We start from the raw sequence: 15,679 nt of genomic DNA on the forward strand, positions 1-15,679 counted from the left end.
ACAATTGAAATAAGTTAGATTGATTTATAATTGAAGCTTTACATTTATTAATTCTATCCGAAACAGGCGCTATTAATAAGCCATTCGTATGGCGTCCTCATTTATTTTTAGATAAATAATCAAAACAACAATTGGGAAAAATCTGATAATTTTCACCGGTTTAAGTATGGAACCTTAGAATCTTCTTTTGAAGGAAGAGAATCAGAAGAAACTACAGACCGTTCTTACCTATCATGTGCTTGCCGGTGATTACAAAGCGAGTGATATTCTGGATGCCATTAAAATGGAAGCCAGTTTTGATACCGTGAATGGAGAGAAAATTTATGCTATGTTAGACGGAGAAGAGGTAAAACTAAAAGGTGCTGGAGGAAATGCGGCTATCCTATCTATTCCCAAGGTCAACCGGTCTAAAGTTATACATATGGCAGACACCTTTTTCTTTTACCGGCAAAAGAGGTTTCTTTAAACAGAACTTAAGAAATGCGGATCTAAGCTGCTTTTTCCGTTAAATAATAGTCAAAATCAACGAAGTGTCCTTTTATTTAGTGGCATTCCAGTATTTTGGGGAAAACTGAAAACTTTATTCGCTATGAAATTTTTAAGAACAACACTTGTGCTGATTGGAGTTTCTATTCTATTTGCAGCATGTGGATCCAGTGGACCCACAGCAAAAGATGATTTAAAGAAGCTCAAATCATATGATTCGTATGCCTATTTGCCTAATAAAGATACTATACTTAGCAGGGATTATGATAATGATTTAGTGCAGGAAACGATTATAGAAACGGTGAACGCCAATATGAAAGAAGAGGGTTATACTCTGGATAGACGTCAGCCTGATGTTTTGGTATATATTCACCCCATGTTTGATGAAAAGGTTGAGGTTAACGCGAATCCGGTTTATACCAATTATGCCTATTACCGTCCCGGATTTTATATAGGCCCGTATTATGAGAATAATATGTACGAGAATTATTTTACAGTGCAAAGGATAAACGGGCCGCGCGTGGAACAGATCCCTTTTCGGGAAAGGTCTATCGTTATCGATTTTATAGACCGTCGAACCAACGAGATCCTGTGGAGGGGAACTTCTGATGAAACCATAGGAACCCGGCGGATACAGCGTGAGATCAGGGAGTATGTAGATGAAATCTTTAAGAATTTTCCTTAAAAAGAAAATGAAAAACCCAAACAAAAAAACCGTGTGGATTCCACACGGTTTTTTATTATCTCAATTCAGCTTTCAGTTCCTTTTCAAACCTGTGCTGTAGTTTTTTCATCATTTTGTCCACCTGTTTATCGGTAAGGGTTTTGTTCTCATCCTGGAAGACGAAGCTTACAGCATAACTTTTCTTGCCTTCCGGAAGATTCTTTCCTTCATATACATCAAAAAGATTTACTTCAGTAAGTAGTTTCTTTTCAGTTTGACGTGCGATCTGTTCTATTTCTTCATAGGTAACGGACTGATCAAGAAGCAGTGCAAAATCTCTTCGCATGCTCGGATATTTCGGAATAGGAGAGAAGCTGGTCTTCTGATTCCTGGTCAGTTCAAGTACTTCCTGCCAGTTGAAATCAGCAAAGATCACTTCCTGTTCAATATCGAATTTCTTCAGGATGGATTTTTTCACTACCCCGAATTCAACCAGTTTTGCTTTTTTTGAACTAAGCTGAAGCCCTTCGGAAAAAATATCGCTTTTTGCCGATTTCGACTTCAGGTTATTGATTCCCAGTTTCTCGAATAATGAACTAATCACTCCTTTCAGGTAAAAGAAATTACCTGAGCCAGCTGTAGTGTTCCAGTTTTCTGACGTTCTTTCCCCGGTGATGAATAAGGAAAGGTGTTTGTTCTCTTCTCTTCCGCTCACGTAGGAATGATAGGTCTTCCCAAATTCAAAAACCTTTACATTATTTCTTTTCCGGTTGATATTGTAGCTCAAAGTTTCAAGGCCCGAGAATAACATACTCTGGCGCAACACTGCCAGATCCTGGCTAAGAGGATTTAAAATCTCAACCTGGTATTCGTCCTTCATCTCTTCACACAGCTTATTATATTCAGCTGAAGTGAGGGAATTTGCCATGGTTTCATAGAAACCCTGACCGATGAGCTGGGTAGCAATTAGGTTCTGAATCTTATAATCTTCGAATTTTGACGAATTAGCAACAGAAAGGCTTAGCTTATCACCAAATTTGATATTGTTATAACCATAAACCCTGAGGATCTCCTCGATCACGTCTGATTCTCGTTGCACATCCACACGATAGGAAGGTATAGTAAGTCCCATTCCTGTTTCAGTCACATTATTCACCCTGATTTCAAGAGAAGCCAGGATAGATTTAATGGTTTCCTTTGCCAGGTTTTCACCTATAAGCTTATTTACCTTTTCAAAAGTGAGAAAAACCTGAAAGTCTTCAAGTTTCTTGAAATAAAGATCATCTATATCACTGGTGATCTCTCCGCCTGAAATTTCTTTGATCAACAATGCAGCCCGCTTAAGAGCGTATTCCACAGAATTTGGGTCTATTCCTCTTTCAAACCTGAAAGACGCATCTGTACTAAGTCCATGTCTTTTAGCTGTTTTTCTAATGCTAACAGGATTGAAGTAAGCACTTTCGAGGAATACCTGGGTTGTACTTTCAGTAACTCCGCTGCTTATCCCTCCAAAGACTCCAGCAATACACAATGGCTTTTCAGCATCACAGATCATCAGGTCTTCTTCATGCAGTTCTCTTTCTACTTCGTCCAGGGTTGTGAATTTGGTACCTGATGGAAGGGTCTTAACATTTATTTCGTTCCCTGCAATCTTCCCGGCATCAAAAGCATGAAGCGGTTGCCCTAATTCGTGCATTACATAATTGGTCACATCAACCACATTATTTTTAGGAGTAATGCCAATAGCCTTCAATCGGTTCTGAAGCCATTTAGGTGAATCGGTGACTTTAATATCAGATAAGGTGACTCCGCAATAACGGGGCGCAAGGTTTGAATCTTCTACTTTTATCTGAATCTTTAGGCTGCGACTGTCTACGTGAAAGCTGCTAACCGAAGGTGTGATGAGTTCCATTTGCTGACCTGTTTGCAGATAACCAGCTTTTAGGTCTCTGGCTACTCCCCAGTGGCTCATGGCATCGGCGCGATTAGGGGTAAGTCCTATCTCAAAAACTTCATCGTTCTCTACTTCAAATATTTCAGCTACGGGAGTACCCGGAACAAGTTCATTATCCATTACCATGATACCTTCATGGCTTTGTCCAAGCCCCAGTTCTTTTTCTGAACAGATCATTCCATAGCTGGCTTCTCCGCGTATCTTTCCTTTTTTGATTTCCCAGGATTCGCCGCTTTCATCATAAAGTAAAGTGCCTATGGTCGCAACCGGAACTTTTTGTCCGGCCCCGATATTTGGTGCACCACATACTATTTGTACCTCTTCGCCATTGCCAATATTTACTCTGGTAAGTTGCAGTTTGTCGGCATTAGGATGCTTGTCGCAAGTCAGTACGTGACCCACCACAACACCTTTAAGACCGCCTTTTATACTTTGGAAGTTAGTGATCCCTTCTACCTCAAGACCAAGGTCTGTTAGCAACTCGCCGGTTTTTTCAGCGTTTTCCGGTAATTTGATAAACTGTTTCAACCAGTTATATGAAATCTTCATGGATATTCTTTTTCAGGCTGCAAAGATAGTATTACCAATTTTTTTAGCATAATTATCGGCCAACTTTGAAAAGCTTATTTATTAAAAAAGGGAAGTGTGCACTTCCCTTTCTATTTTTTGTTGGATAAATATCAGTCCTTTTTCTTAAAACTCATATGAGCAACGGGATTTTTCGCATCGGAATTGCTAAGATCGTGAATGTCCCAGGCTATTTCTCCAGATTTCTTTTTAAGCACGTGTTTAGCCTTTCTTTTTTCACCGTCTTCTTCATACTTCTCGATCATCACAATCTCATTGGGAGTAGATTTTTCAATCTTTATTGTTGATGGTTCTACTCCGGTGAGGGAATTCCCAATCCAAATCATGTCATATTCCTCGTCTACCGCGTCATAAGTTATGAGCCTGGTTCCAATGTATTGGCCAGATTTATTATGAACTGTTCCGGTTAATAATGTATTTTCTTTATCGGTTGTGAACTCTACATTCCCTTCATTTCGTAAAACCTTTTCTCCATCCTGGAATCCAAAATTTTCGGTAGTCCAGTTTCCTTTAAGGAATTGAAGTTCAGCACCGGCACCTTCCAGTTTGGCAAGTTTGGTCTTTGAAGCTTCCAGCATTCGTGCCTTTTGTTCCAGGTCTTCCATTGTAGCCGAAAGGTCTATCGCTTTTTTATAGTGCTTTTTTGCTTTCTCCTCGTCTCCTTTTTCCATCAAGAGATCTGCATATGAGTCATAAGGATTGGCCTCATTTGGATATTCATCGATTTGTGCCAAAAACACCTTTTCTGCGGCTTTCAGATCTCCCTCACTCATTAACCGGTAGCCCAGAACATTCAGAGGTTCTGAAAGGAAGGTGTACTGATTTCCTTTTACCGGACTCTTTTCATAGACTTTAAGGGTTTTATCTATTCCGTTCTGTTTGTATTCCTTGTAAAGTTTCTCAGTAAGGTTTTCAGTTGTTTCCTGTGCAACGGCAAAGCTAATGCTAAAAATAAGCATAATACTAAATAATACTCTGGTGATACTTTTCAATTTCATAATCCTGATTTTTATGGTTTAAAAAAATAATTCAAATTAAAAATCCGGGGGCTTGGAAAAGCAAAAGTGGTGAGGGAGAGTAGGGGGAGTTATCTGAAAACTTTAAAATATTTTGATTTTCAGTGTTTTAAAGATAGTGAAAAATGTTTTAAAGTCTTGGTGCAGAAAACAAAAAAGGGCTCCGGCCCTTTTTTGTTGAATAATTTATGAATTGTTCAATTCTCGCAACTTTGGGTAATATTGGGTGTTTGGTCATTCTTCTTAGAAACATTATTTACTTTGAAATCTGTCCATACGTTGTTGTTTGGAGTATTACCATTACAATCTTTTTTCAGACTAACGACCCACCAATATTGTTGGCAGGCTTCTAAATCTAAAAAAGCATGTTCTGTCTGGCCAGCTGTAGTCCATTCAGTAGTCACACTGCTTTCACCCCACTCATTAACTACAGATTGAGCAAAAGTGAATATTATTTCGGCGTTTTCCATATCATTGGCAGGCACATATGTAAATGTGTAACTTCCATTATTGTTATCTACATAGCTAAAGCTTTCTTCGCAGTCTGAACAGTTTACAACTGTTATAGGAGCAATTTGGGTATGTCCACCTGGTCCCGCTTTATACCTAAAAAAATGAACACCGGGGGTATCCCAGTTCATGGTATAAACTTGTGGATTGGAGGTAGTAGCACTTTCCTGCTCAACCTGTTCCCATTCACCATCTTTTAGTTCCTGGATTTGAATATTAGTACCTACGGGAACATTAAAGGTGAATGTTGCTTCTTCGCCTACACACACATCTTCACCTGGATATTCAAATTCATTGGCATCAGCAGCAAGAGCGTTTCCTCCCCGCGCATCGGCAGTTACTAGATCTTCATTTGAATCATATGATTCTACACTACATCCTGAAAATCCTAAAATTAGGACCATCAGGTAAATTATTTTTTTCATAATCGGTTAGTAATTAAAAAATTAAGGACTATGAATGTACAGAAATGGGGGATATCCCGTATTTTTTGTACTATCTTTTCGATGTAAGAATTAAAATAATCGCTGTAGGACTTAGATTACTGTTCTTTAGTTGGTTATCTAGCTGATGTAATTCCAGATAGTCTTGTTCTTTACAAGACGGGAATAGGCATTTTTGATCATTAGATTCTTTTCCAGAGATAAGTTAGGATCCTCTTTGAGGATCTTTGAAGCGTAAAATCTTGCTGATTTAAGGATGGAATTATCTTTCACTATATCTGCGATCTTGAGATTAAGAACACCACTTTGCTGTGTGCCCATCAGATCACCGGGACCTCTTAATTTAAGATCTACTTCCGCGATCTCAAAACCGTCATTCGTAGAGGTCATGGTTTCCAGCCTAGTTTTGCTATCTGAAGAAAGTTTATGGCTGGTCATAAGGATACAATAACTCTGGTCGGCACCACGACCAACTCTACCTCTTAACTGGTGTAACTGCGATAGTCCGAATCTTTCAGCACTTTCAATTATCATTACGCTGGCGTTTGGAACATTGACACCTACTTCTATAACGGTTGTGGCTACCATGATCTGCGTCTCTGCCCTTACAAACCTGTCCATTTCATAGTCCTTGTCTGCCGGTTTCATTTGTCCGTGTACAATGGAGATCTGAAAATCGGGAAATTCCCGCGCGATACTTTCATATCCATCCATCAGATCTTTATAATCCATTTTTTCAGATTCCTGAATAAGAGGGTATACTATATAGACCTGTCTGCCTTTTTGAATTTCTTCCCTGATAAATCTGAAGACCTTTAACCGGTTGCTGTCAAACCTGTGAACGGTTTTAACCGGTTTTCTTCCCGGAGGAAGTTCATCTATTACCGAAATATCCAGGTCTCCATACAGGCTCATGGCAAGGGTTCTTGGGATTGGAGTGGCTGTCATTACAAGGACGTGGGGCGGCATCTCGTTTTTCTTCCACAACTTTGCCCGCTGAGCGACTCCAAATCTATGTTGCTCGTCAATAATCGCCAGCCCCAGGTTTTTAAATTTCACCTTATCTTCGAGTAAGGCGTGAGTCCCGATTAAAATATCGATCTCAGCATTTTCCAGTTGTTCATGGATATCCTTTCTTTCCGCATTTTTTGTAGAACCGGTTAATAGGCGGATGTTAACACCCAATCCCTGGCAAAGCTCTTTTAGTCCGTTATAATGCTGAACGGAAAGTATCTCGGTTGGCGCCATAAGACAGGCCTGAAAACTGTTGTCCAGGGCGATGAACATGGACATTAGCGCAACGATGGTCTTCCCGGAGCCCACATCTCCCTGAAGCAGTCGATTCATTTGTGCACCGCTGCCCATATCACTCCTTATCTCCTTTATCACTCTCTTTTGAGCTTCGGTAAGATCGAAAGGCAGGTGCTCCTGGTAAAAATTATTAAAGTTGGCTCCTATCTTGTCAAAATTGAAACCTTTTATCTTTTGCTTATGAAGCATATTCCTTCTCAACAACTGAAGCTGAATGAAGAAGAGTTCCTCAAATTTCAGTCTGAACTGTGCCCTGGCCAGCAATTCCTGGCTTTTAGGAAAATGAATATTGAAAAGGGCTTCAGATTTCGGGATCAGTTTAAGTTCAGTGATCAGGTCGTTATTAAGGCTTTCAATAAATTTTAATCCTGTTTGCCGGAGCAATTCCTGCATCAGCTTCATGATCACACGGTTGGTAATTCCTTTTTTAGCCAGCATTTCAGTAGACGGGTAAATAGGTTGCATGGCAGTTCGAAGGTTCTTTTTATAGTCGGCTACCAGCTCCATTTCGGGATGAGGCATGCTGAACATTCCATTGAACCAATTGGTCTTCCCGAAGATCACATAGGCAGTGTTAAGTTTGAGGTTTTCGCGAATCCATTTGTGTCCACGAAACCAGACTAGTTCCATTCTGCCTGTATCATCTACAAAATCGGCTACAAGACGTTTTCCTCGTTTCTGCTCCACCATTTTGATATGTACAATCTTGCCGACTACCTGAACTTCCGATGAATTTCTCTGGAGTTGAGAGATCTTGTAAAACCCGGTTTTGTCTATATAACGGTTGGGAAAGAAATTAACAAGGTCTCTGTAAGTTGCAATATTTAACTCCTTCTTGAGCAACTCAGCCCTGTTAGGACCAACTCCTTTCAAATACTCAATAGGGGTTTGCAACAGATTTTGCATCATAAAAACGAAGATATTAAAACCGATTTATTTCTTAAGCTTCCATTTTGAGAATAGCTGTTTTAAAACGTAAAATTTATGGATTGAAGTGTCCTTTTTGTATTTTGCAGAAGTTATCTTCAGGATTACATGCGAAAAATTATAACTTTTCTGATCATTTTCTACTCAGGTGTTCTGATTGCTCAGGAAAAACAGATTTCCCAAACCAAATATTTCGATTTTATCAAAGTTGAAGCTAATGTGAGAATACTGCCTCTTACAAAAGAAGTGAAAGGTAAAGTTATCTATAGTTTTGAGATTTTAAGACAGACCGATACGCTTTTTATAGACGGAAGAAAGATGCAGTTTAGAGAGCTTATGCTTAATAGTGAACCGGTTGAATTCTTTAGCGATACCGGGGGGCTTTATGTGGTTGCAGATTTTCTTCCCTCTAAAAATAATCAGCTTGAATTAAAGTACGAGACCAATCCTCAATCGGGAATGTACTTCATAAACTGGGAGTTTCCTGATATAGAGGAAACCGAAAAACAGGTCTGGACACAGGGCCAGGGAAAATATACTTCCACGTGGTTGCCAAGTTTTGACGATATGGAGGAGAAAGCGGAATTCGATCTAAGCTTTGAATTTCCTTCCGGCTATGAACTAATTTCCAACGGGGTTCTGAAAAATACCGTACCTCTGAACGACTCATTAACCCTGTGGGAGTATGATATGGATCAACCTATGAGTAGTTATCTGGTGGGCATGGCTGCGGGAAAATATACTTCTAACGATCTGGTTGCCGAAACGGGTGATAAGATTCAGCTTTTTTACAGGCCTAAAGATTCCTTACTGTTTGAACCTACCTACAGGCATTCTGTGAAGATCTTTGATTTCCTTGAAAAAGAGATTGGTGTTCCCTATCCATGGAAGAATTACAAACAGGTGCCGGTTTTGGATTTTCTTTATGCCGGGATGGAAAATACCGGAACCACGATTTTTTCACGGTCTCTTATGACCGATTCCACGGGTTATAAAGACAGGAATTATGTGAATGTGAATGCTCATGAACTGGCACACCAGTGGTTTGGTAATCTGATTACAGAAAAGAATGGGAAACATCACTGGCTGCATGAAGGCTTTGCTACTTATTATGCCCTACTGGCCGAAAAGGAGATCTTTGGGGAAGATTATTACTATTGGAAACTATTTGAAACTGCCGAAAAACTCAAAGAACTTAGTGATTCGGGAAAAGGGGAGGCACTTCTCAATCCAAAGGCAACTTCCCTTACTTTTTATCAGAAAGGAGCCTGGGTGCTGCATATACTTAGGGATAAAATTGGCGATGACGCATTCCGGAAAGGAATGAAAAAATATCTGGAACTTTACAGTTTTAAAAATGTTGAGACCAGTAACTTCATTGCTGAAATGGAACTGGCATCAGGAATGGACCTGAATGAATTCGTTAAGGACTGGCTGGAGCAATCAGCCTTTAAAGCTACAGAAGCGCTTGAGTCACTGAAAAAATCAGATTTCATTATAGATTATCTTTCCGTTGCAGCCTTAAGGGAGACCCCACTCGATCAGAAATATGAGATGCTGGAGCAGGCTCTTCAGTTTCCAGTGAACGATTATATTGGCCAGGAAGTGGTGCTTCAGCTCGCGGGTTTGGAAACGGATCTCGCAAATCAGCTATATAAAAAGGCCTTTGAGACCAACAATGTTTTTGTAAGGCAGGCCATAGCTATGAGCATGGAAAGGATTCCACAGGGACTAAAGAACGATTTTGAATCTCTTTTGAAGGACGATTCGTATCTCACCAAAGAAGGGGCTTTATATAAACTATGGGAGCAATTTCCGCAGGAAAGAGCAGATTATTTGGAGCAAACAAGTAAACTAATTGGTTTTTATGACAAGAATATCAGGATGCTCTGGCTTACATTGAATCTTGTGACCCCTGAGTTTGAGCCTGAAAAAACGAATTCGTATTTTGATGAACTTGTCGGGTATACAACGCCCTGGAGACCGTTCCAGGTTAGGGAAAATGCTTTCGGTTACTTATATCAAATTGGAGCTTTTAACCGGGAAAGTCTTGAAAGCCTTATAAAAGGAACTCATCACCACACCTATAGCTTTAGAAATTTCTGCAGGCAATTACTTACGGAGTTGCTGGCAAATGAACAATACAGGAAGGAACTAACCGAGCTTTCACAGGCTATGTCTGAAAAGGAAACGGTATTTCTGAGATCAAAAATTAACGGATAATATGCGTGCGCTGGTCATTTCTGGTGGGGGCAGCAAAGGGGCATTTGCCGGCGGAGTTGCCCAATATCTTACGGAGGTACTGAAAAGGGATTACGATCTTTTTATCGGAACCTCTACAGGGAGTCTTTTGATCTCTCATATGGCTTTGCATAAAGCTGAAAAAGTGAAAAAGGTATTCACCTCAGTAGATCAGTCCAGCATTTTCAGCAGTCGGCCATTTCTAATTACCAAAAAGCACGGTCATGAGAATATAACTATAAATCACTTTAATGTGCTGTTCAATTTCCTAAAGGGCCGAAAGACCTTTGGCGATAGTTTTAATCTAAAAAAACTGTTGAAGAGGACATTGACAAGGCAGGAATTCGAAGAGCTTAAAGCCAGCCCTAAAGATATAGTTGTTACAGTTTCAAATCTTTCTCTAAATGATGTGGAATATAAATCGATAAAAGATTACGATTATGAAGATTTTATCGAGTGGATATGGATATCCTGTAATTATACCCCGTTTATGAGCCTGGTAAAAAAGAATGGTTGTGAGTATGCAGATGGAGGTCTGGGTTCGATGGTGCCTATTGAAGAGGCTATAAAAAGAGGAGCCACCGAGGTGGATGCGATCATTTTGAAAACGGAAGTTACTTATTTTAACAGGCTTCCTTCTAAAAATGTTTTTTCATTAATCACCAATCTCTTCGCTTTTATGCTGGATCGCATTGAACGGCAGAACATTGAAATAGGAAAATTCTCCGCTACCCATCACAACGCGATACTTAATTTCTATTATACGCCTACTGTATTGACTACCAATTCACTTATTTTTGATGAAGAGAAAATGAAGCTATGGTGGGAGAGTGGCTTCGAATTTGCAAAGCATAAGAATAAAGAGTTAGACCAAATAGAACCCTAATGCGAGCACTGGTAATATCTGGAGGAGGTAGTAAAGGAGCATTTGCCGGGGGCGTGGCTCAGTATCTAATCCAGGAAAAAAAGAGAGATTATGATCTGTTTCTGGGAACTTCTACAGGGAGTCTCCTAATTCCGCATCTTGCCGCAGGGAATATTCAGAAGATTTATGATATCTATACAAATGTTACCCAACGTAAGATTTTCAGCATCAATCCATTCATTGTAAAGAAAAAAGAGGGACGGGAATATGTTACCATCAATTACCTGAACACGATCTGGCAGTTCCTAAGGCAGCGACGCACCTTTGGGGAAAGTAAAGCTCTGAGGCGTAATATCAGGAAGAATTTTTCTCATAAGGATTTTACAGAACTTCGAAACAAGGTGACAGACGTTGTGGTAACGGTCTCAAATCTTTCAAAGAACAGGGTCGAATACAAATCTATTCACGAATTTGAGTATGACGATTTCTGTGACTGGATCTGGATAAGCTGTAATTATATCCCGTTTATGAGCCTTGCTCAAAAGGATGGGTTTGAGTATGCTGATGGTGGCCTGGGCTGCGTAGTTCCAATAAGGGAAGCTATAAAAAGAGGTGCAACCGAAGTAGATGCGATTATCCTGGAGGCCGAAAATATGGAGTATAATAAGATCCTTGGAAAGAACCCTTTTTCATTGATGGTCAATCTTTTTGGTTTTTTACTGGACCAAGTGGAATATCATGATATTGTTGAAGGAAAGCTTGCGGCGATGAACAAAAAAGTTAAGCTTAATATTTATTATACGCCTACCAGACTTACCGAGAACTCCCTTGTCTTTGATAAAAAAGCCATGACGCAGTGGTGGCAGCAGGGCTATGAGTATGCTGAAAAGAGGGAGCTGGAAAGAAAGGCTGAAAAGTCTTCTTGGTTTAGATTAGGCTTCTAACTTCCTTTTTAATGTAAGAAAGGCCAGCATCAGTCGGTGCCTGCTTGTCCATCAGGCTTTTTAAGATCACTTCCCGTAATTGATCCGGACTGCTGATATTCTCCCTGGAAGATGCCTTTCTAATTAAAGAAATGGTTGCATTTTTTGAAGTCTTTACATAATCCCAGCATTCATTGCTTACATAGATTTGCTGTGCGAGGTTATGTTCAAATTCCTGCTCTATGGTTCCTATTAGCAGGCTTGCATACAAATGAGGATCTTCAGAATTAGCCTTGACCCTGAAAAGGATCTTACCCGGAGAAATTCTTTCCAGAAAAAGGGCAAGACGTTCATATGCCTGCAGCCTGATGGGCAAGGATGTTTTCCTGTTCTCCCTAAGCATCAGGAATCTTCTGCGATTCTCTTCATTCTTGGAATAGGTGTGGAAAAAGTAGAAAGCCACCAATCCTACAACAATTGAAGGCAAAATGGCATATAAAAAATTTAGAATATCTGTCTCGTTCATAAATGAATACTTTGACGCTATCTATTTAAAAGATTTCAAGTTAATTAAGAATCCTCGTTTAAATAATCAAGGGTTAACTGGGTCATGGTTTTTACACCAAGTAAAAGTCCCCTCTCATCGATAAAGAAATCTGGTGTATGGTGTGGGGCAGGATTTTCTACCCCGGGTGTTTTACCTCCAAGAAAGAAATAGAGTCCTGGAACTTCTTTAGCGAAAAAGGAAAAATCTTCTGCTCCTGTAACTGCTTTAATTAACTTTACATTTTCTTTCCCTGCAACTTTTTCAAACGTAGGAAGCATTTGAGCTGTTAACTCAGGATCATTATAGGTAATTGGATAACCTTCAGCAATACTGATCTCTGCTTCTGCGCGATATACGGCTGCAAGTGCCGGAACCATCTCCTTCATTCTCCGGTTTATCATTTTTTGCATATCTACATTCAGGGTCCTTAGAGTACCAATGATAGTAGCTTCTTCAGGAATTATATTGCTTCTCACTCCGCTTTCTATTTTCCCGATGGAAAGAACTGCAGCTTCTTCAGTAAGTTTGGATTCTCTGGAGATGATCGTCTGTAAACCATCAATGATTTTCACCGCTGCCATGATAGGGTCTATCCCGGTCCAGGGTGTAGACCCATGACTTTGCTTTCCTTTTATCTTGATCTCAAAACTTTGAGAAGCAGCCATGATGCCTTCAGGCTTATAAGCAATAGTGTTTATGTCTTGATCTGCAGAAATATGCAATCCAAAAATTGCATCAACATCAGGATTTTTAAGCACATTTTCTTTTACCATTAATTCAGCGCCCCCTTCCTCTCCAGGAGGAGCTCCTTCTTCGGCGGGTTGAAAAATGAATTTTACAGTTCCTGGAAAGTCATTGTTTTTAGCCAGGATTTCGGCAACTCCCATTAAAATGGCAATATGGGTATCATGCCCGCAAGCATGCATAACAGGTACTTCTTCACCTCGAAATTCGCTGGTAGCTTCAGATTTAAATGGAACATCAGTCCGTTCCTTTACCGGAAGCCCATCAATATCTGCTCTAAGTCCAACTACTTTACCCGGCCGGTTACCTTCAAGGATACCGATGACACCGGTCTTTGCGACGCCTGTTTGAACTTTTATTCCTAAAGATTTAAGGTGGGATGCGATTTTTTCTGCAGTTTCAAATTCACGGTTCCCTAATTCGGGATGTTGATGAAAATCACGTCGCCATTCAATTACTCTGGGTTCAATTTCCTTAATTTCTTCGTTTAAAGATGACTGAGCCTTAACGAAACCTGAAGCCAGAAGGATTAATCCTAAGAATAAGATTTTTTTTATGTGCATAAAATTAATTATTTAAGTAATCAAGAGCTAACTGGGTCATGGTTTTTACACCAAGTAAAAGTCCGCTTTCATCTATATAGAAGTCAGGTGTATGGTGCCTTGTAGGTTCTCCGTTTACAGGCATTCCGCCCAGGAAAAAGTACAGACCGGGAACCTCTTCCTGAAAGAAGGAGAAGTCTTCCCCTCCGGTAGTAGCTTTCATAAGTTTCACGTTCTCTTCCCCGGCAACTTTTTTGAGCGTGGGAACCATCTTTTCAGTTAATTCCGGATCGTTGAAGGTTATAGCCGTATTATTCTGAATTTCAATAGTAGCTTCGCCACCGTAGGCTTCAGCAATGGCTGGTACAAGTTCCCGCATTCTCTGTAAGATAAGTTTCTTGCTTTCCGGGTCCAGGGTTCTTACCGTCCCGATCATTTCTGCAGATTCCGGAATTATGTTGAATCTTACCCCGCTGGTGATTTTTCCAACAGTGATCACAGAAGCCGATTCGGTTAGTTCAGCATTCCTGCTTACTATGGTCTGAAGTCCGTCAATGATTTTAGCAGATATCAGAATAGGATCAACGCCACTCCAGGGAGCAGAGCCATGGGCTTGTTTTCCTTTTACATTGATGACGAATCTTTCAACGGCAGCCATGGTGCCTTCAGGTTTGTATTTTATGGTTCCTACAGGTGTCGCTGCGTTAATGTGCAAGCCAAAGATCGCATCCACATCAGGATTTTTAAGTACACCTTCCTCGATCATTAGTGAGGCTCCCCCTTTTTCACCCGGAGGCGGACCTTCTTCAGCAGGCTGAAAAATAAATTTTACCGTTCCGTTGATTTTATCCTTGTGTTCCGAAAGTATTTCGGCCACTCCCATCAGAATTGCTGTGTGAGTATCATGTCCGCAAGCGTGCATAACCCCGGTTTTAGCACCTAGAAATTCAGTAGTAACTTCAGATTTAAAAGGAAGATCATTATTTTCTGTTACAGGCAGTGCATCTATATCTGCCCTTAGCGCTACCGTTTTCCCTGGGTTTGTGCCTTTAAGAATCCCCACCACTCCCGTTTTGGCTATTCCTGTCTGGGTTTCGATACCCAGCGATTCTAAGTGAGCCGCGATCTTCTCTGCCGTCTTGAACTCACGGTTCGAAAGTTCCGGGTTTTCATGAATATCCCTTCGCCATTCTATCACTTTATCTTCAATGTTCTCAAAATCATCTGTGGGGATCCAGGTTTGAGCCGAAAGTAATCCACTGAATAAAATTGAGGCTGTCAGTAAAATTTTTTTCATTATTTAAAATTTAATAAGTCTGTAATTGTCATTTTGAAGCTGGACCAAAGCCGTCATTGCCGAAAGTGCAAATTGGGCATTTTCATCGGCTTTCTCTCTTGTCACTTTGTGGTGAGCTGCACTTTGCCCGCAAATTATCACCTGGACTCCATTATTAGCAAGTGCCTGAATAAGGGGGAGGTTAGGATTTTTACTTGCTTCAGGATATTTTTCAGTATAAAATTGGTCCTGTAGTAAATCAAAGACAGCATTTCCATGAATTACCAGTGCTACTTTCATATTTTTAGGAGAAACGCCTGCCTTTTCATGCATATTAAGATATCTGGCAGCTGTTTCAATAAGTTTATTTGGCTGGGTTGGATCAAAACCTCTGTATACATCTATCACTGCACTGAGCATATTTGAAGTGTTGGTTTTGAATTCGGGAGATTCAACAGTAAAGGTTTTGCCATATTCCGGGATCACATCACCAGAGACATAGTCCTGAGAGAAACCGATAGAAGCTATACACAGGGTTAGAACCCAAAGCCTTTTTTTCATAGTTCGAATTTAGGGTTTTAAAGATATTAAATTATACTTCATTGTTGGCTGCTAAAATGGATTGTTTAAAAAGGAATGAAT

The 15,679-nt window shown here is 40.1% G+C and carries 13 protein-coding genes; 5 read left to right on the top strand and 8 right to left on the bottom strand.

Features of this window, described 5'->3' with window-relative positions; genetic code table 11:
* Positions 1 to 187: 187 nt before the first annotated feature.
* A complete protein-coding gene (locus LU635_RS16230) occupies positions 188 to 466 on the top strand; it encodes a fasciclin domain-containing protein (protein WP_240100591.1) in 279 nt (92 codons plus the stop codon).
* 123 nt (positions 467 to 589) lie between these two features.
* Positions 590 to 1,171, top strand: a complete 582-nt coding sequence (locus LU635_RS16235) for a DUF4136 domain-containing protein (RefSeq protein WP_240100592.1) — start codon at positions 590 to 592, stop codon at positions 1,169 to 1,171.
* Between the two features lie 55 nt (positions 1,172 to 1,226).
* Here LU635_RS16235 and pheT read toward each other — a convergent pair whose 3' ends face one another.
* The 4 genes from pheT to recG all read right to left on the bottom strand — a co-directional run bounded on the left by pheT (position 1,227) and on the right by recG (position 7,881).
* Complete coding sequence (gene pheT, locus LU635_RS16240; protein ID WP_240100594.1) at positions 1,227 to 3,653, bottom strand: phenylalanine--tRNA ligase subunit beta; 2,427 nt, start codon at positions 3,651 to 3,653, stop codon at positions 1,227 to 1,229.
* Positions 3,654 to 3,784: 131 nt separating this feature from the next.
* The gene (locus LU635_RS16245; RefSeq protein WP_240100595.1) at positions 3,785 to 4,690 is read right to left on the bottom strand and encodes a tetratricopeptide repeat protein; all 906 of its coding nucleotides are present in this window, start codon (positions 4,688 to 4,690) and stop codon (positions 3,785 to 3,787) included.
* 215 nt (positions 4,691 to 4,905) lie between these two features.
* Positions 4,906 to 5,643, bottom strand: coding sequence for a hypothetical protein (locus tag LU635_RS16250; protein ID WP_240100596.1), 738 nt, complete (start codon positions 5,641 to 5,643; stop codon positions 4,906 to 4,908).
* A 138-nt stretch (positions 5,644 to 5,781) separates the two neighbouring features.
* Positions 5,782 to 7,881 (bottom strand): ATP-dependent DNA helicase RecG, encoded by a 2,100-nt coding sequence (recG, locus tag LU635_RS16255; RefSeq protein ID WP_240100598.1) that lies wholly within the window; start codon positions 7,879 to 7,881, stop codon positions 5,782 to 5,784.
* A 126-nt stretch (positions 7,882 to 8,007) separates the two neighbouring features.
* On the opposite strand from recG, the gene LU635_RS16260 reads away from it, so the two are divergent.
* The 3 genes from LU635_RS16260 to LU635_RS16270 are packed head-to-tail and all read left to right on the top strand — an operon-like array spanning position 8,008 to position 11,949.
* Entirely contained in the window at positions 8,008 to 10,122 is a 2,115-nt protein-coding gene (locus tag LU635_RS16260) for a M1 family metallopeptidase (protein ID WP_240100599.1), read from the top strand.
* 1 nt (position 10,123) lies between these two features.
* Entirely contained in the window at positions 10,124 to 11,026 is a 903-nt protein-coding gene (locus LU635_RS16265; RefSeq protein WP_240100600.1) for a patatin-like phospholipase family protein, read from the top strand.
* Positions 11,026 to 11,949: a patatin-like phospholipase family protein gene (locus LU635_RS16270; protein WP_240100601.1), complete on the top strand. Its 924-nt coding sequence runs from the start codon at positions 11,026 to 11,028 to the stop codon at positions 11,947 to 11,949. Before LU635_RS16265 ends, LU635_RS16270 begins: the two co-directional genes overlap by 1 nt.
* Here the strand turns inward: LU635_RS16270 and LU635_RS16275 are convergent.
* From LU635_RS16275 to LU635_RS16290, 4 genes are read right to left on the bottom strand one after another with little or no spacing between them, the layout of a single operon-like run.
* Positions 11,933 to 12,454, bottom strand: a complete 522-nt coding sequence (locus LU635_RS16275; protein ID WP_240100602.1) for a DUF7935 family protein — start codon at positions 12,452 to 12,454, stop codon at positions 11,933 to 11,935. The two genes, LU635_RS16270 and LU635_RS16275, sit on opposite strands and share 17 nt — an antisense overlap.
* A 44-nt stretch (positions 12,455 to 12,498) precedes the next feature.
* Complete coding sequence (locus tag LU635_RS16280) at positions 12,499 to 13,782, bottom strand: amidohydrolase (protein ID WP_255749921.1); 1,284 nt, start codon at positions 13,780 to 13,782, stop codon at positions 12,499 to 12,501.
* A 4-nt stretch (positions 13,783 to 13,786) separates the two neighbouring features.
* Positions 13,787 to 15,058: an amidohydrolase gene (locus LU635_RS16285; protein ID WP_240100604.1), complete on the bottom strand. Its 1,272-nt coding sequence runs from the start codon at positions 15,056 to 15,058 to the stop codon at positions 13,787 to 13,789.
* A 3-nt stretch (positions 15,059 to 15,061) separates the two neighbouring features.
* A complete protein-coding gene (locus LU635_RS16290) occupies positions 15,062 to 15,598 on the bottom strand; it encodes a DsrE family protein (RefSeq protein WP_240100605.1) in 537 nt (178 codons plus the stop codon).
* Between the last annotated feature and the right edge of the window lie 81 nt (positions 15,599 to 15,679).

The sequence above is a fragment of the Christiangramia crocea genome (assembly GCF_022410465.1).
Lineage (GTDB): Bacteria > Bacteroidota > Bacteroidia > Flavobacteriales > Flavobacteriaceae > Christiangramia > Christiangramia crocea.